The 15324-nt window shown below is 65.3% G+C and carries 17 protein-coding genes; 6 read left to right on the top strand and 11 right to left on the bottom strand.

The genetic code is table 11. The annotated features are described in order from the left end of the window. Window positions 1-12: 12 nt before the first annotated feature. Window positions 13-660 carry an LPS export ABC transporter periplasmic protein LptC gene (locus tag SBA_RS00550; protein ID WP_224550202.1) on the top strand — a complete coding sequence of 216 codons (648 nt, stop codon included), beginning with the start codon at window positions 13-15 and terminating at the stop codon, window positions 658-660. Continuing rightward, entirely contained in the window at window positions 660-1223 is a 564-nt protein-coding gene (locus SBA_RS00555) for an LptA/OstA family protein (protein WP_224550201.1), read from the top strand. Before SBA_RS00550 ends, SBA_RS00555 begins: the two co-directional genes overlap by 1 nt. Before the next feature lie 169 nt (window positions 1224-1392). Here the strand turns inward: SBA_RS00555 and SBA_RS00560 are convergent, their stop codons facing one another. The 3 genes from SBA_RS00560 to SBA_RS00570 all read right to left on the bottom strand — a co-directional run bounded on the left by SBA_RS00560 (window position 1393) and on the right by SBA_RS00570 (window position 4648). Beyond that, the gene (locus SBA_RS00560) at window positions 1393-2100 is read right to left on the bottom strand and encodes an HAD family hydrolase (protein ID WP_261935535.1); all 708 of its coding nucleotides are present in this window, start codon (window positions 2098-2100) and stop codon (window positions 1393-1395) included. 84 nt (window positions 2101-2184) lie between these two features. After that, complete coding sequence (locus tag SBA_RS00565; protein WP_261935536.1) at window positions 2185-3258, bottom strand: DUF1176 domain-containing protein; 1074 nt, start codon at window positions 3256-3258, stop codon at window positions 2185-2187. Window positions 3259-3325: 67 nt separating this feature from the next. Beyond that, window positions 3326-4648: a NupC/NupG family nucleoside CNT transporter gene (locus SBA_RS00570; protein ID WP_261935537.1), complete on the bottom strand. Its 1323-nt coding sequence runs from the start codon at window positions 4646-4648 to the stop codon at window positions 3326-3328. 173 nt (window positions 4649-4821) lie between these two features. Between SBA_RS00570 and SBA_RS00575 the strand changes: the two genes are divergently transcribed. Genes SBA_RS00575 through SBA_RS00585 form a run of 3 tightly spaced genes read left to right on the top strand, consistent with a single transcriptional unit; the run spans window position 4822 to window position 7842 of the window. Continuing rightward, a complete protein-coding gene (locus tag SBA_RS00575) occupies window positions 4822-5709 on the top strand; it encodes a peptidase associated/transthyretin-like domain-containing protein (RefSeq protein WP_261935538.1) in 888 nt (295 codons plus the stop codon). Between the two features lie 16 nt (window positions 5710-5725). After that, on the top strand, window positions 5726-6505 hold the full coding sequence (locus tag SBA_RS00580; protein WP_261935539.1) for a response regulator: 780 nt from the start codon (window positions 5726-5728) through the stop codon (window positions 6503-6505). Then, window positions 6502-7842 (top strand): ATP-binding protein, encoded by a 1341-nt coding sequence (locus SBA_RS00585; RefSeq protein ID WP_261935540.1) that lies wholly within the window; start codon window positions 6502-6504, stop codon window positions 7840-7842. The genes SBA_RS00580 and SBA_RS00585 overlap by 4 nt, the downstream gene beginning before the upstream one ends. Before the next feature lies 1 nt (window position 7843). Here the strand turns inward: SBA_RS00585 and SBA_RS00590 are convergent, their stop codons facing one another. The 7 genes from SBA_RS00590 to typA form a co-directional block, all read right to left on the bottom strand. Next, window positions 7844-8317, bottom strand: coding sequence for a MarR family transcriptional regulator (locus tag SBA_RS00590; RefSeq protein ID WP_261935541.1), 474 nt, complete (start codon window positions 8315-8317; stop codon window positions 7844-7846). Then, on the bottom strand, window positions 8295-8714 hold the full coding sequence (locus SBA_RS00595) for a hypothetical protein (RefSeq protein ID WP_224550193.1): 420 nt from the start codon (window positions 8712-8714) through the stop codon (window positions 8295-8297). The genes SBA_RS00590 and SBA_RS00595 overlap by 23 nt, the downstream gene beginning before the upstream one ends. 57 nt (window positions 8715-8771) lie before the next feature. After that, window positions 8772-9119 carry a hypothetical protein gene (locus SBA_RS00600; protein WP_224550192.1) on the bottom strand — a complete coding sequence of 116 codons (348 nt, stop codon included), beginning with the start codon at window positions 9117-9119 and terminating at the stop codon, window positions 8772-8774. A gap of 64 nt (window positions 9120-9183) precedes the next feature. Continuing rightward, on the bottom strand, window positions 9184-9675 hold the full coding sequence (locus tag SBA_RS00605) for a response regulator transcription factor (RefSeq protein ID WP_224550191.1): 492 nt from the start codon (window positions 9673-9675) through the stop codon (window positions 9184-9186). Window positions 9676-9911: 236 nt separating this feature from the next. Beyond that, complete coding sequence (locus tag SBA_RS00610; RefSeq protein WP_224550190.1) at window positions 9912-10322, bottom strand: DUF805 domain-containing protein; 411 nt, start codon at window positions 10320-10322, stop codon at window positions 9912-9914. A 94-nt stretch (window positions 10323-10416) separates the two neighbouring features. Next, window positions 10417-10584, bottom strand: a complete 168-nt coding sequence (locus tag SBA_RS00615; protein WP_224550189.1) for a hypothetical protein — start codon at window positions 10582-10584, stop codon at window positions 10417-10419. 171 nt (window positions 10585-10755) lie between these two features. Then, window positions 10756-12576: a translational GTPase TypA gene (gene typA, locus SBA_RS00620; protein ID WP_224550188.1), complete on the bottom strand. Its 1821-nt coding sequence runs from the start codon at window positions 12574-12576 to the stop codon at window positions 10756-10758. Window positions 12577-12962: 386 nt separating this feature from the next. Between typA and SBA_RS00625 the strand changes: the two genes are divergently transcribed. Beyond that, entirely contained in the window at window positions 12963-14513 is a 1551-nt protein-coding gene (locus tag SBA_RS00625) for a S10 family peptidase (protein WP_261935542.1), read from the top strand. 34 nt (window positions 14514-14547) lie between these two features. Here the strand turns inward: SBA_RS00625 and SBA_RS00630 are convergent, their stop codons facing one another. Continuing rightward, entirely contained in the window at window positions 14548-15243 is a 696-nt protein-coding gene (locus tag SBA_RS00630; protein ID WP_261935543.1) for a DUF899 family protein, read from the bottom strand. Window positions 15244-15324 lie beyond the last annotated feature (81 nt).

Consider the following 15324-nt stretch of genomic DNA (forward strand, 5'->3'; position numbering starts at 1 on the left):
AAAGGTCCAACCATGTCCGTCCAGGCCGATCAACAACGCGACGTCCGCCGCCATTGGGCGCAGCCGGGCGGCAGCCATGATCGGCTGGTCGCGCTGCTCAAAAACTGGCTGCCGGTCGCGGTCGGCGTGCTGGCCGCGCTGCTGGCGACCGCGCCCTTCACCGGCGGCGACAAGGTCAGCTTCGTCCTCGACAAGAACAAGGTCGAGGTGGCGAAGGACCGGATGCGCCTGACCGAGGCGCTGTATCGCGGCGAGGACAGCAAGGGCCAGCCCTTCTCCCTGCGCGCCGGATCGGCGGTGCAGAAAAGCTCGCGCGAGCCGATCGTGGACCTCAACAGCATGTCGGCCCGCATCCTGTTGTCGGACGGCCCCGCCGTGCTGACCGCGCAAAAGGGGCGATACGACATGGACACCGAACGGGTCGGTATCGAAGGGCCGGTGCAGTTCGAGGCGGCGGGCGGATACCGCCTGACCACGCGCGACGTCGGCATCGACCTCAAGACCCGGCGGATGAAGAGCGCGGGCCGGGTAGACGGCCGCATTCCGATCGGCACCTTCAGCGGCGACCATCTGGAAGCGGACATGGCCGCGCGCACGGTGACATTGAATGGCCGGGCAAGCTTGCGTATCGAGCAAAATGGCCTCAAAGGGCGAAACTGATGAAACGCACCCTGATCCTGCTCTCGACCGGCTTTGTGGGCGCCGCCGCGATGATGTTCGCCGGCGCCAGCGCCCCGTCCTTCGCGCAGGTGTTCAAGAATCACGACAGCAACGCGCCGGTCAATTTCAACGCCGACCGGATCGAGGTGCAGGACCGCGCCGATCGCGTCGTCGTGTCGGGCAATGTCGTGGTGACGCAGGCGGGCATGACGCTGAACGCCGCCCGCATGACCGTCGCCTACAGCAAGCAGCCGAGCGGCGGGACGAATGGCGTGGACATCGACCGGATCGACGCATCGGGCAATGTCGTCGTGACCAAGGCGGACCAGACCGCACGCGGCAATGTCGCCATCTACGACCTCAACAGCAAGCTCATCACCATGTTGGGCAATGTCACGCTGACGCAGGGGGCGAACAAGCTGACCGGCGGGCGGCTGGTGATGGACCTCAACAGCGGCCGCTCCACTGTCGATGGCCGTTCGTCGGGCGGCGTGCCGGGCGCCGCGACCAGCCCCAGCGGGCGCGTGTCGGGCACCTTCACGGTGCCGCAGCGGAAGAACTGACCAGCAGGACGACTCGCTGACGGCTGGGTCGGGAAGCAAGCTTCCCGGTCACGCACGACCGTCATCCAAGCGAAGGCCGGGATCACGCTTCTTCTAGCGAACCGCTAGGAAGAAAAGAAAGATGCCGGCCTCCGCTGGCATGACATTGCGGACAGCGAACAGCCCCCCCCTATTCCGTCGCCAGCAACAGGTCGCGCAGGTCGGTGAGGCTCGGCAATATCTGCGCGCAGGCGAGCGTCAGTTCCTCGGTCGGCGGCAGCAGGTCGGGCACCATCACCGTCGCGATTCCCGCTGCCGTAGCAGAGCGGACGCCGGCATGGCTGTCCTCCACCGCAACGCAATGCGCCGGATCGACGCCCAGCAGGCGCGCCGCCAGCAGATAGGGCTGCGGATGCGGCTTGGGCTGATCAACATCGCTGCGCGTCACGACAACGTCGAAATAATGCAGCAGGCCGCTCTTCTCCAGCCGCTGCTGCGCATAGGGCGCGGCGGTCGAGGTGGCGAGCGCCATGGGGATGCCCGCCTGCGCCAGATGGTCGAGCAGCAGCTGCGCGCCGGGGCGCAACGGGATGCCGGCCTCAACCGCTGCCTCGAACAAGGCGTCGCTGTCGGCATAAAAGCGGGCGAGCGGGAAGTCCGGTCCCAGATGGGCGGCCAGCATCCGCTCATTTTCGTCGCGATGGATGCCGACCATCGACAGCAGCAGGTCGTCCGCCATCGGCCAGCCGATCGCGTCACCCGTTTGCGCAAAGGCGCGGCGATGCGCCGCTTCGGTATCGAGCAGGGTGCCATCCATGTCGAAGATGACGGCCCGCACCGGGTTCGGCAGGGTGGATGCAATGAGCGATGGGGCGGATTGGCGCAGCGACTGGGTCATGGCGTCAATATGGCCGCGTCCTGTTCCAATACCATTGCAAAGCGCGGTGCGGCGGTTGCGGAATATATCATCCTGCCGACAGGATTATTCCGCCACCTGCGCGGACCATGTCCTGATCCAATGCCATGCGCCGCGGCATTCGCCCATGCTGGTTGCCTCGATCAGGCGGAAGCGGGTGCCGTCCCAGACATAGGCTTCGCTGCCGCCGCAATCGCCGATTCCGCGCCCCTTGGCGAAGCTGTCGAGCCGCAGCTTGTCGGCAGTCCAGCCGACATTGACCAGCATCGGCCGGGCTTCTTCCTCGCTCCAGCCCGGCTTCAGATCGAAACTGGCCAGGCGAAACGCGCGGCGGCCGGCATCGCCGGTGGCGATGACGGGGACCGAGGTGAAATTATAGGCGCCGCTGCCGCAGGGGACCAGGATCAGCGTTTCGGTGCGCGACAGGCGATAGAGTTGCGGCGGCTCCGCGCCCTTCATCTCGTCGGCGCAGCGGGTGAATTTACCCAGGGCGGTCAGTTCCTCCCGCCACAGCGCGGCGGGCGCGGTCGCAGCGGGCAAGGGCGCCCGTTTGATGACCGGCGCAGCGGGCGCAGCGCGCACCGCGAGCGGTCCGAGCGGGCCGGTGGCGACCAGCGCGGTGCTGGTCCCGGCCCGCCCCTGCCGCGCGTCCATATAGCGCAGGGCCGCCCCGGACCCGGCCAGCGACGGCTTGCCCAGCGAGCGATTGCCCATGCGCAATTCCAGCGCGCTGCCGCGCGCCATGGCGATGGCGAGCGCGGCGGCCTGCGGCCCTCTTATGGTGGCGTCGCCGTCACGGCTCATGGCGCTGGCGACACGGCGTCCGTCGACATGGATGCTGATCTCGCCCCCGCTATTAGTGTCGCGACTGACCCAGACTTCGGCGGCGGCATCGGGTCCGGCTTCGCGCACGACGCCGACCATGACCGGACTATCCGGCCACGCGCCGCCGTCGGGCAATAGCGACACGGTTTCGCATCGGTTGCGATTGTCGCAGCCGATGGTCCAGTCCTTATAGGTTTCCAGCGCGGCCGGCTTAGGCGGCAGCGCCCTTGCCTGCGTCGCAGGCGCCTGCGCGGACACGGCACCCGACCAGCCTAGGGCCGCCAGAGCGACCATGAAAAAATCTTTTGCCCCCATGGGTTAACCATAACCGATTTGCAGGGACGATGGTAGCGTTTCCGTTACGGAGCCGACCTGATCGAAATTACAGGCTGAGCATAAGCCCCGCCAGCGCCGCGCTCATCAGGTTGGCGAGGCTGCCGGCGACCAGCGCCTTCAACCCCAGTTTCGCGATCATCGGCCGCTGGTTGGGGGCGAGATTGCCGGTGACGGCCATCTGGATCGCGATCGAGCTGAAATTGGCGAAGCCGCACAGCGCGAAGGTGATGATGGCGATGGTCGCGGGCGACAGCGCGCCCTGCACCTGGCCGAGGTTGATATAGGCGACAAATTCGTTGAGGACGACCTTCGTGCCGAACAGGCCGCCCGCTACCTGCGCTTCGGCCCAGGGGATGTTGAGCAGATACATGACCGGCTGGAAGAGATAGCCCAGCAGCATCTGGAAACTGAGCGTCGGGTAACCGAACCACGCGCCGATGCCGCCCAATATGCCGTTGGCGAGCGCCACCAGCGCGACGAAGGCCAGCACCATCGCGCCGACCGCGACGGCGAGCTTGACACCTGTCTGCGCACCCTGCGCCGCGGCCATGATGAGGTTGGCGGGCCGTTCCTCGTCATGGGTGGCGACCGGCATGGGTTCGCCCGGCGTGCCTTCGGGCAACAAGGCGGCGGGGCCAACCCCGCTGATCCGCGTATCGGGCAGAGGGAGGTCGGGATGGTCGCCCAGCGGCAATTCGCCCTGCACCGGCACGCGCGGGTCGGGCATCATGATCTTGGCCATCAGCAGGCCACCGGGGGCCGCCATGAAGCTGGCCGCCAGCAGATAGTCGATCTTGATCCCCATCGACGCATAGGCGGCCAGGATGGTGCCCGCGACGCCCGCCATGCCGCTGGTCATCACCGTGAACAGTTGCGGCGGGGTGAGGCCGGCGAGATAGGGGCGGATGACGAGCGGGCTTTCGCTCTGCCCCACGAAGATGTTGGCGGCCGCGCACAGGCTTTCCACCTTGGACACGCCCGTCACCCATTCGATCGCGCCGCCGACCCAGCGGACGATGAACTGCATGATCCCCAGATAATAGAGGATCGACACCAGGCTGGCGAAGAAGATGATGACCGGCAGCGCGGCGATGGCGAAGCTGGCCCCGCCGATTTCGGGCTTCGCGAGCGGACCGAAGATGAAATCCGTCCCCGCCTGCGCATAGCTGAGCAGGTTGGCCACGCCCCTGGACATGCCGCCGATGATCGCGCGACCCGCCGGCACATAAAGGACCAGAATGGCGATCCCCGCCTGCAACAGGAAAGCAGCGCCTACGACGCGCGGACGGATGGCGCGACGATCGGAGGACAAGGCGAAAGCGATGGCGAGGATCAGGAGAATGCCGGCAAGGCCGATGAGAAGATGCATGAAGCGCTTTCGCGTGGAGGACAAACCCGGCGACTATATGGGCCATGACGCAGGGAGGCCAGAGCGTTTGACGGCTACAAAGCCGCTACATTGGGCAATCGGCCGGAGATATGCCGCGATTAGGGACGATCCCGAGGGTCTTTTTGCAACGAGACAAAGAGGGACAAGGGTAGATGCCTGGACATGATGAGGCGCACGACCATGGGTTGCTGCACGACCTGCAACAGATGCGCGCACTGGCGCGGGAGAATATCGGGCGGCGGCGCACCTTGCGGCTGCTGTTTTCGGCGAGCGGCGCGGCGCTGATCGGCGCATGCGGCGGCGGATCGGGATCGTCGGGCGATTCCACCGCGACGCCGACGCCCACGCCAACGCCGACCCCTACCCCCACGCCGACACCGACCGGCACCTGCATCGCCGACCCGGAGGAAACCAACGGCCCCTATCCGGCCGACGGGTCGAACAGCAGCAACGGCAGCGTGGTCAATGTGCTGGACGACAGCGGCATCGTGCGCACCGACATCCGGTCGAGCTTCGGATCGTCGAGCGGCACCGCAGCCGGCATCACGATGGAGTTGACCATCACAGTCGTCAACGTCAACAGCAGTTGCGCCGCGCTGGAAGGCTATGCCGTCTACATCTGGCATTGCACCCGCGACGGGCTCTATTCGCTCTATACCGTGCCGGGCGAAAATTATCTGCGCGGCGTGGGCGTGACCGACGCCAATGGCCAGGTCACCTTCACCAGCATCTTCCCCGGCTGCTATTCGGGGCGCTACCCGCATATCCATTTCGAGGTCTATCCGAGCCTGGCGCGCGCCACCAGCTACGCCAATCGCGTGCTGACGTCGCAATTCGCCATGCCGGCCGACGCCTGCAACACGGTTTATGCCACCAGCGGCTATACCAGCAGCAAGAGCAATTTCGCCAGCATATCGACCAGCAGCGACAATGTGTTCGGCGACAATACGTCTGCGCAGGTGACGGCGATGACACCGGCGATGACCGGCGACGTCACCAACGGCTATACCGGCACGGTGACGGTCGGGCTGGCGATTTGACCGGAGCAGCGTGCAGATGACTTTGCAGGAGGCGCATTCCGCCGATATGCTGGCGCCCATGGACGGTTCGCGCATTTTGGTGGTCGACGACGATGCGGACATCCGCACGCTGCTGTCGGATTTTCTGGAGCAACATGGCTTTGTCGTGACCGCGGTGGCCGACGGCGCGGCGATGGATCAGGCGCTGGCCGCGCAGGATTTCGACATCGCCGTACTCGATGTGATGATGCCGGGCGAAGACGGCTTGTCGATCCTGCGGCGGCTGTCGGCGCGCGGCGGCCTGCCTGTCATCATGCTGTCGGCGATCGGCAGCGACATCGACCGGATCGTCGGGCTGGAAATGGGGGCGGAGGATTATCTGCCCAAGCCGTGCAACCCGCGCGAGCTGCTCGCCCGCGTCCGCACCGTGCTGCGCCGCCACCGGCGGCAGGCGGCGGACATGCCCGAAGCGGGTGGGAAGAAACTGCGCTTCGCCGGCTGGCAGGTAGACATGGGGGGACGGTTGCTGACCGATCCCGACAATGTCGTCGTCACCCTGACCGACGGCGAGTTCCGGCTGCTGCGCGCCTTCATCGAACATCCCCGCCGGGTGCTGAGCCGCGACCAGCTGCTCGACTATTCGGCCGGCAATGACAGCGAAAGCTACGACCGCGCGATCGACGTGCAGGTCAGCCGGCTGCGGCGCAAGCTGGAGCGCGGCGCGCGGGCGGGCGGCCAGAAGGAGAATGGGGACGAACTGGTCCGCACCATCCGCAACGAAGGCTATATGTTCACCGCCGAGGTCCGCCCGGCGTGACCTCGCGCCTCGACCGCCTGAACCCGTCCATCCTGACCCGGATCGTCGCGCTGGTCGCGGCGACCTTGCTGCTGGCGCTGGGGGCGATGATGCTGGTGGCGTTCCGCGGGCCACCACCGCACAGCCGGCCCATGATGCCGGGCGAAGCCGCCGCGCTGCTACAGGGCGCAGCCGCCCCGGCCGGTAGCTGGACGGTGACGCGCTATCAGTCCGATCCCGTCCCACTGGTCGAACCGGGACAGATGGAGGACCGGCGCGGCGCCGCGCAGGTCGCCGCGCTGCTGGGCGCGCGCGCGGACGATGTTCGCCTCATGCGCGAATCGCCGCCGATGCGGATGGCCGATCCTGACCGGGAAGCCTGGCCCAGGCCCAATTTCGGTCCTGACGGGATGATGTTGCACGGCAGCTTCCTTCTGGCGCGCCGCACCACGGACGGCTGGCAGGTGGTACAGGCGCGGCAGGGCGCGAACGGGCGCTGGTACGCCATCACCCTGTCGCTGATGGCGGGCATCTTCATCCTGCTGCTGCTGCCGGCCTATTGGGTGGCGCGGCGCATCACCCAACCGATCCGGCAACTGGCGGACGGCGCGGCGACCGAACGGCCCGAACGCGCCGACCCGCTGCCGCTGACCGGCCCGCCTGAAGTCCGCGCGGTAGGCGCCGCCTATAATCACATGCGCGCGCGGATCGCCGACTATCTGGGCGAACGCACGGCGATGCTGGTTGCGATCGCCCACGATCTGCGCACACCCATGACCCGCCTGTCCTTCCGGCTGGAGGCGCTGCCCGACGGGCCGCGCGCCAAGGCGCAGGCCGACGTGCAGGAAATGCGGGCCATGGTCACCGACCTGCTCGATTTCATGCGCGGCCAGGGCGACGGCGCGGCGCAGGTGCGGATCGACCTGTCCGCCATCGTCGAGACGCTGGCCGACGATCTGGCCGATATGGGGCAGGATGTGGCGGTGACGCACAGCAGCCGCGCGGTGGTGCGAGGCGACGCGGTGGCGCTGCGGCGCTGCGTCGCCAATCTGATCGAAAATGCGGTACGCTATGGCGGGTCGGCGCGGATCGCGCTGGCGACGGCGAACGGACGTGCCACGGTGACGGTCGAGGATGACGGACCGGGCGTGCCGGAGGAAGCGATAGAAAGGCTGTGCGAGCCCTTCTATCGCGGCGAGGCGTCGCGCAACCGGGAGACGGGCGGCGTCGGCCTGGGACTGTCGATCGCGCGTTCCATTGCGGACAGCCATGGCGGACGGCTGGACTTCGGCAATCGCCGCGCCGACGCAGGCCAGGGCGGGTTGCGCGCCAGCCTGACCCTGCCGCTGGAACGCTAGCCTATTCCTCGCCCGAAAAGGCGAGCGAGAACCAGGAGGCCATCGCGTCCACCGCCAGCGGGGCCAGGCGCAATGCGCAGCGGCGCCGGCTGTTGGGCGAACTGCGATGCTCCATCACCAGCCCACGGCGTTCCAGCACGCCCGCCTGGCCGACGACGGTGTTGAGCGACAGCCGCAGCGTTTCGCTGAGCTGCTCCAGCGTCAGCGCCTTTCCCTCCAGCTCCGCCTGATAGAGGTGCAGCAATATGTCCCAGGCCGGATCGGAAAAAAGGTCATGGCCGAACAGCATCGACCGCATCCGCCGCGCGTCGAGATAGCGGGCGAGCGCAGGCAGATGGTCGCTCCCCTCGCCATCCAGGATCGCAGGCTCTTCCTTGCGGGCATGGAAATTGCACAGGCATCGTTGCAGCGCGACCACCAGGTCGACCGCTTCCTGGCTGGGCAGGTGGCGATCAGGCGGGATATGGACGGTCATGCAGCGCCTTCCGGTCGAGTTCGATGCCGATGATGGTGAAGAGCAGCAGGGGAATGACCCACACCGTGCTCAGCCCTTCGTAGATCCGTTCCGAAAAACCGTGCAGCAGCAAGGTCACGACATGGGTCAGCACCGTCATAAGCTGGCTGGCGGCCGCCCAGATCGGCCAGTAGCTGCTGCTGCGCAGCATCAGCCATATAAGACCGGCGAACAGCATCGTATCGACGATCGTCAGCCAGAATTGGGTGCCATGCCACGATCCGACCAGTTGGGCCGGCATCGTCAACAGCACGCTGGCCAGGAAAACAAGGGCGAACCATCGCCCGTCCTTGCCGCCGAACAGGGCGGCGAAGGCACAGGCGCACAGGGTCAAAAGCCAGAAAAAAGCCGCCAGCATCCGCATTTCCGATTGAGAGGGAGGGCAATGTCCATGCGGATGCCGACGGCTACCTGGTCAGGCGACCAGGGTCAGGTGGCGCGGCGCGTCGTCCTGCGCCGGGGCGTCCATGCCCAGCGGACAACCAACGGCCGTCACCTCCATCTGACTATGTTCCAGGCACCGCGTCAGCAGGGCGGTCGCGCGGATCATGTCGCTGCGGCCCTCGATGATCTTGCTGGCGCTTTCGTGGATGCGTTGAATGATGCGCTGGCTTTCGCTGGCGGTCAGGCCCGACCCCTGCGCCGCCGACAGGAAGGCGGTGGTGAGGTGCGCGGCATCGACCAGCGCCGTATCCAGCGCGGCAAAGGCCTGGCGGGTCTGGTCGGCGACGGCCTGGGTCTTGGCGGTATCGAGGTTGAGCACAAGTCTTCTCCTTCGCACGACGCCTGGCGGCGGTGCGTTGTCAGCATGGTCGTATCTGGATGGATCAGCCCAGCGCCTTGAAGGCTCCGGCAATGAGCAGCAGTAGCGTGATGACGCCGACACCAGTGAGAACCGCAGCGCGGATCATCGCCAATATGCGGCCATCTTTACTCAGTTCATTGGTCGATCCCCCGAGCGGCGGGCCGAAAGTGAGGATGCGGCGCAGAAGCGTGTCGCGCTCCCTTTGCCCATCCGGCCTGTCCGGCTGAGGCATGGATGACGCAGGATCGGGATCGGAGGCAAGGCGCTCCGGTTGATATATCAAGGGCTGATATGTGCCACTTTGGGGCTGCCGTTGCTCATCCGTAACAAATAGGCGGGCCGCCTCCTTGCGCGAGGGCACGCCGAACTTGCGCAGGCTGGTGCGCACGCGCTGATCGACCGTATGTTCCGACACATGCAGCTGGCGCGCGATTTCCTTGGAATTGAAGCCCTGCGCCACCAGGCGCAGGCACTGCTTTTCCCCCTCGCTCAAGGCTGGAAGGGTTTCGGCCACTCCATCAATCCTCCTGCGTAAATCACCCGTCCGGCCAAACGCACGACCAGCGCGGGAGACTCAGCCACCCACATTTTATCCGCTACTCAGGGTTGCGATTCGCTTTGCACCGCCCGTTAAAGTGACACGACAAGGTGTTGGGACGCAATGCGAATGGGCGGCGGACCATTCCGCCGCCCATCAAACGGTGCCGATCATGCCATTCGCGGCCTGTCGGGCCGGGTGCGATAGGCCGCTTAGCTGAAGATATCGCCCACATCCGCAGCCGTCTGCTTCGGGTCGGGGCCAAAGCGATTCTCGCCCCGCGTACCGTCCAGGCACATGAAGACCAGCACGATGATGCCGCCGACATAGGGAATGAAGTTCAGCAGCACGAACCAGCCGCTCTTGTCCTGATCGTGGAAGCGGCGGACCTGCACCGCGAGCGAGGGGATGATGAGCAGCAGGACCAGCAGGCCGAGCAGGATCATCAGCACAGATGCGCCGCCCGACGGTTCGCCATTGGGAAACCCGCCCAACAGGACGCCCACGATGCCAACCGCGAACGCCGCCAGCATATAACCGAGGAAGAACATCCAATATTCCTTGCGCCGCGAGCGGCCCGAGAAATCGGCGTACCGCCTGAGCGGCAAGAACATATATTCCATCTGCATATCCCCCCATTGTGAGAAGCGCCAGGATAGGCAGGCTTTTTGCGCCTGTCTCGCAAAAACCGGCTATGCAGAAAATATCGCTATGGATTCAGTCGCTTGGCTTGCCGGCCTGCCTGGCCTTATGGGCCGCGAGCAGCGCATCGATCTCGACGATGCGCAGGCGCTGGACCGTGTCCTTGGCCAGGCCCTTGAGCCGGCATTCCGCCCACAGCGCGCGACGCTCGGATGTCAGCGCCTTGAGATAGAGATCGGCCATATCGGCTCCTTTCAACAAGCAAAGGGCGGGAGCGCCTGAGACGCCCCCTGCCCTTTCACCAGCGTCGGCTGGTCTCCCTCCCCCAGCGAGCCTGGGGAGGCATTACATCAGGCCGCCCTTGTTCGAGCGACCTGAAACATCAGGCCGCCTTTGTCCGAGTGACCTGAAACATCAGGCCGCTTTGGAACGGCTCATGCGCTTGCGCTCGTTCGGGTCGAGGTAGCGCTTGCGCAGACGGATGGTCTTGGGCGTCACTTCGACCAGCTCATCATCGTCGATATAGGCGATCGCCTGCTCCAGCGTCAGCTTCCAGGGCGGGGTCAGGCGGACGGCGTCGTCCTTGCCCGATGCGCGGAAGTTGGTGAGCGCCTTGCTCTTCATCGGATTGACTTCCAGATCGTCCGGCTTGGCGTTCTGGCCGATGATCATGCCTTCATAGAGCGCTTCGCCCACGCCGACCATCAGGATGCCGCGTTCTTCGAGCGGACCCAGCGCATAGGCATTGGCCTCGCCCGCGCCATTGGAGATGAGGACGCCATTCTTGCGGCCTTCGATATTGCCCTTGTGCGGGCCGTACTTCTCGAACAGGCGGTTCATGATGCCGGTGCCGCGCGTGTCGGACAGGAATTCGCCATGATAGCCGATCAGGCCGCGCGACGGCGCGGAGAAGGTAATGCGGGTCTTGCCGCCGCCCGAAGGACGCATGTCGGTCATCTCGGCCTTGCGGATGTTCATCTTCTCGACGACCGTGCCGGAAAATTCATCGTCCACGTCGATCATGACGGTTTCATAGGGCTCGGTCTTGCCGCCATTCTCGTCCTCGCCGAACAGCACGCGCGGGCGGCTGATAGAGAGTTCGAAGCCTTCGCGGCGCATGGTTTCGATCAGCACGCCCAACTGGAGTTCGCCACGGCCGGCGACTTCGAAACTGTCCTTGTCGGCGCTTTCCGTAACCTTCACGGCGACGTTGGATTCGGCCTCGCGCGCCAGACGATCGCGGATCATGCGGCTCGTCACCTTGGTGCCTTCGCGGCCGGCCATGGGCGAATCGTTCACGGCAAAGCGCATCGAGAGCGTCGGCGGATCGATCGGCTGGGCCTGGATCGGCTCGGTCACGGAGGTGTCGGCGATGGTGTTGGCCACGGTCGCGACGGCGAGGCCGGCGAGCGAAATGATGTCACCGGCCTTGGCTTCTTCGACCGGCACGCGATCCAGACCATGGAAGGCCATGATCTTGGACGCGCGGCCGGTTTCGATGATCTTGCCGTCCATGTCGAGCGCGTGGATCGCCTGGTTCACCTTGACCGAACCGCTGGTCACGCGACCGGTCAGGATGCGACCCAGAAAATTGTCGCGGTCGAGCAACGTCACCAGGAAGGTGAAGGGCACGCCATCGACTTCCACGGCGGGCGCGGGAACGTGATCGACGATCTTCTGGAACAGCGGCTTCAGCGTGCCCGCGCGCAGCGTGGGATCTTCATTGGCATAGCCGTTGCGGCCCGACGCGTAGAGGACGGGGAAGTCGAGCTGCTCGTCGGTCGCGTCGAGCGACACGAACAGGTCGAACACTTCATCCAGCACTTCCTGGATACGCTCGTCGGGACGGTCGACCTTATTGACAACGACGATCGGGCGAAGACCCAGCGCCAGCGCCTTGCCGGTCACGAACTTGGTCTGCGGCATGGCGCCTTCCGACGAATCGACCAGCAGGACGACGCCGTCGACCATCGAGAGGATACGCTCGACTTCACCGCCGAAGTCGGCGTGGCCGGGGGTGTCGACGATGTTGATGCGGGTGCCTTCCCACTCGACCGAGGTTGGCTTGGCCAGGATGGTGATGCCGCGCTCTTTTTCGAGGTCGTTGCTGTCCATCGCGCGCTCTTCGACGCGCTGGTTGTCGCGGAAGGTGCCGGACTGGCGGAAAAGCTGATCGACGAGGGTGGTTTTGCCGTGATCGACGTGCGCGATGATCGCGATGTTACGCAGGGACATGTCTTGCCTTCGGGATATGGGTTCACCCAAGCCGACACAAGGCCGCGCAGAGGCTTCGGGCGCGCCCCTACAGGAAATGCCGCGATGCGGCAAGGGCGGGCGCGACATGGCGGGCTGGACCGCCCGATCCGCCGAACATGGCGTCTGCACAGGAAAGGCTCATGCCGGACATCGGCCGCCGCACCCGATCCAGACGGCGGCCAGGGTCGCGCCGCTGGCACGCATCCGCGGTCGCCGGCCACGGCCATGGCGGCGGTGATTGAAGGGCGGTGCATCTGACGCTGCTTTACGTCGGTGCAATATCTCCTTGCCCCGTGCGGCGACATTCCTATGGTGCCGCGCGTCGCCAACAATATACCATATCCTTGCCACGGAGCCTTTCCCTCATGCGGTCTGCCGCCACCTTCGCCTTCGCTTCGCTCATCGCTCTCGCCTCCCCCGCTCTGGCGCAGAAGGATGCGCCCGACTCCGTCAAACAACATGCCGACAAGGTCGCGGAGCAGGTCGCGGCCAACTGGGCCAGCGCCCCGGTCGAGGAAGTGACCCAGAGCAGCAAGGGCACGGCCCGCGTCGATGGGAAGGCCATCCCCTATACCCAGACCGCCGGCACGCTGACCATCCGCGACGAAAAGGGCAAGCCGGTCGCGAGCATGTTCTACACCGCCTATACGGCCGCCGGCAAGAACCGCCCCGTCACCTTCCTCTATAATGGCGGCCCCGGTTCGTCGTCGCTCTGGCTGCGCATGGGCAGCTTCGCGCCCGAACATGTGCGCACCGGCAATCCCGAAGCGGTCATGCCCGCCCCCTTCGACGTCGGCTCGAACAATGACAGCCTGATCGGCAGCACCGATATGGTGTTCCTCGATACGATCGGGTCGGGCTATTCGCGCATATTGGGCGATGCCAAGCCGTCCGACTTCTACAGCGTCGATGGCGATGTGGATGCCTTCGCCAAGGCGATCATCCGCTACACAACCAAGAATGGCCGCTGGGCGTCGCCCAAATATATTTTCGGCGAAAGCTATGGCACGACCCGATCGGGTGCGCTCGCCTATCAACTGGAGGATCGCGGGCTGACGCTGAACGGCGTGGTGCTGCTGTCGTCGATCATGAATTATGGCATCCGCCAATCGGGCTTCGATGCGATCCATGTCGGCTATCTGCCGAGCTATGCCGCGACCGCCTGGTATCATAATCGCGTCCCCGGCGGCCGTCCCGAAAGCCTGGAAGCGTTCGTCGAGGAAGCGCGCGTCTTCGCCAATGGCGCCTATGCCACGGCGCTGCTCAAGGGGTCCGACATTAGCGCGCAGGAAACCGATCAGATCGCCCAGCAGCTCAGCCGCTTCACCGGCCTGTCGGTCGATTATCTGAAGCGCGCCAATCTGCGCGTCAGCCTCAGCCGCTTCCGCAAGGAATTGCTGCGCGACGGGCATGAGACGATCGGCCGCTTCGACAGCCGCTACAAGGGGATCGACGCCGACGCGGCGGGCGAGGAACCGGAATTTGATCCGTCCAGCACCGGCATCACCGGCCTCTATGTCGGCAGCTTCCTGGATCAGGTGACGAACAAGATCGGCTACAAGACCGACCTCAGCTATCGGCTGAGCGCGCGGGAAGGTGGCGACTTCAAATGGGACTGGAGCCATCAGGCCCCGGAAGGCGGCAAGCAGAATGTCGCGGACGTGACCGCCGACCTCAGCGCCGCGATGCGCACCAACCCGCATCTGCGCGTGCTGTCGCTCAATGGCTGGTACGACATGGCCACGCCCTTCTTCTCGACCGAGCGCGATTTGAAGCACATGATGCTGGAGCCGGCGCTGCGCCAGAATCTCCAGTTCAAATATTATCCGGCGGGCCACATGGTCTATCTGAATCCGGAGGCGCTGCACCAGATGCGGCTCGACATGGAGCGCTATTACGCCGAGGGCGCGCGCTGAACGATGAAAGGGGCGGTGACGACACCGCCCCGTTTCAATAGCGCAGTTTCGGATACCAGTTCGCCGGCCGGCCATCGGGCGTCAGGTCGAGGATCGACCAGAGCGCGGCAATATCGGGCGCGTCGCGGGGGTCTTGCCCCGGATCGCCCATCTCGCCTGTCATCTCGCTCATCCAGAAGAGGCGGATGCCCTCGCCATCCTTCCGAAACACGACCAGCGCAGGATATTCGCCGTCCGGCGTCAGCAGGCCCAGATCATTGGCATAATCGTCGCCGACCGTCTGGACGAAGTCGGTATCGCGCCAGCCCCGCTCCTGCGCGAAGGCGAATTGCCGCTCGACCGGGCTGCGCCCGAAAATCTTGTAGGCGACGCGCTGCTTGATGTCGGCGGCATTGCCGTCGACCGACCCGATCCAGTTGGTGCACATCGGGCAGGGCCGTTCCCGTTCCGGGCCGTACATCCAGAAATAGGCGACCAATGCGTCCTTGTCGCCGAACAGGTCGGACAGGCCGACCTCGAAACCCTGCTCGTCCCTGAAGCGATAGTCTTTTTCGATCAGCGGGCCGGGCGGCAGCGAGCGCCGCTGTTCCACTAGCCGGGTCATGTGGCGGCGAAATTCTATCTCCTCCGCCAGCAAGGCCGTGCGGGCATCACGATAGGCGGCGCTCTCGCCGGGGAAGCGTGGCTTGCGATGGGTAACGAGGTCGGCAACGGGTTTCAGGCTGGCCATGACGGGTTCCTCTCCAGTCAAGATTGCCAAGCAATGCCGCAACATCCTATATCGTTCCCCTCAAGGCTTGCCCTGCGGTGT

The organism is Sphingomonas bisphenolicum (assembly GCF_024349785.1).
Taxonomy (GTDB): Bacteria; Pseudomonadota; Alphaproteobacteria; order Sphingomonadales; family Sphingomonadaceae; genus Sphingobium; species Sphingobium bisphenolicum.

Excerpts from the sequence above, each read along its gene's own strand:
- SBA_RS00550 (WP_224550202.1), top strand. The coding sequence starts at position 13 with ATGTCCGTCCAGGCCGATCAACAACGCGACGTCCGCCGCCATTGGGCG.
- SBA_RS00555 (WP_224550201.1), top strand. The coding sequence starts at position 660 with ATGAAACGCACCCTGATCCTGCTCTCGACCGGCTTTGTGGGCGCCGCC.
- SBA_RS00560 (WP_261935535.1), bottom strand. The coding sequence starts at position 2,100 with ATGACCCAGTCGCTGCGCCAATCCGCCCCATCGCTCATTGCATCCACC.
- SBA_RS00565 (WP_261935536.1), bottom strand. The coding sequence starts at position 3,258 with ATGGGGGCAAAAGATTTTTTCATGGTCGCTCTGGCGGCCCTAGGCTGG.
- SBA_RS00570 (WP_261935537.1), bottom strand. The coding sequence starts at position 4,648 with ATGCATCTTCTCATCGGCCTTGCCGGCATTCTCCTGATCCTCGCCATC.
- SBA_RS00575 (WP_261935538.1), top strand. The coding sequence starts at position 4,822 with ATGCCTGGACATGATGAGGCGCACGACCATGGGTTGCTGCACGACCTG.
- SBA_RS00580 (WP_261935539.1), top strand. The coding sequence starts at position 5,726 with ATGACTTTGCAGGAGGCGCATTCCGCCGATATGCTGGCGCCCATGGAC.
- SBA_RS00590 (WP_261935541.1), bottom strand. The coding sequence starts at position 8,317 with ATGACCGTCCATATCCCGCCTGATCGCCACCTGCCCAGCCAGGAAGCG.
- SBA_RS00595 (WP_224550193.1), bottom strand. The coding sequence starts at position 8,714 with ATGCTGGCGGCTTTTTTCTGGCTTTTGACCCTGTGCGCCTGTGCCTTC.
- SBA_RS00610 (WP_224550190.1), bottom strand. The coding sequence starts at position 10,322 with ATGGAATATATGTTCTTGCCGCTCAGGCGGTACGCCGATTTCTCGGGC.
- SBA_RS00615 (WP_224550189.1), bottom strand. The coding sequence starts at position 10,584 with ATGGCCGATCTCTATCTCAAGGCGCTGACATCCGAGCGTCGCGCGCTG.
- typA (WP_224550188.1), bottom strand. The coding sequence starts at position 12,576 with ATGTCCCTGCGTAACATCGCGATCATCGCGCACGTCGATCACGGCAAA.
- SBA_RS00625 (WP_261935542.1), top strand. The coding sequence starts at position 12,963 with ATGCGGTCTGCCGCCACCTTCGCCTTCGCTTCGCTCATCGCTCTCGCC.
- SBA_RS00630 (WP_261935543.1), bottom strand. The coding sequence starts at position 15,243 with ATGGCCAGCCTGAAACCCGTTGCCGACCTCGTTACCCATCGCAAGCCA.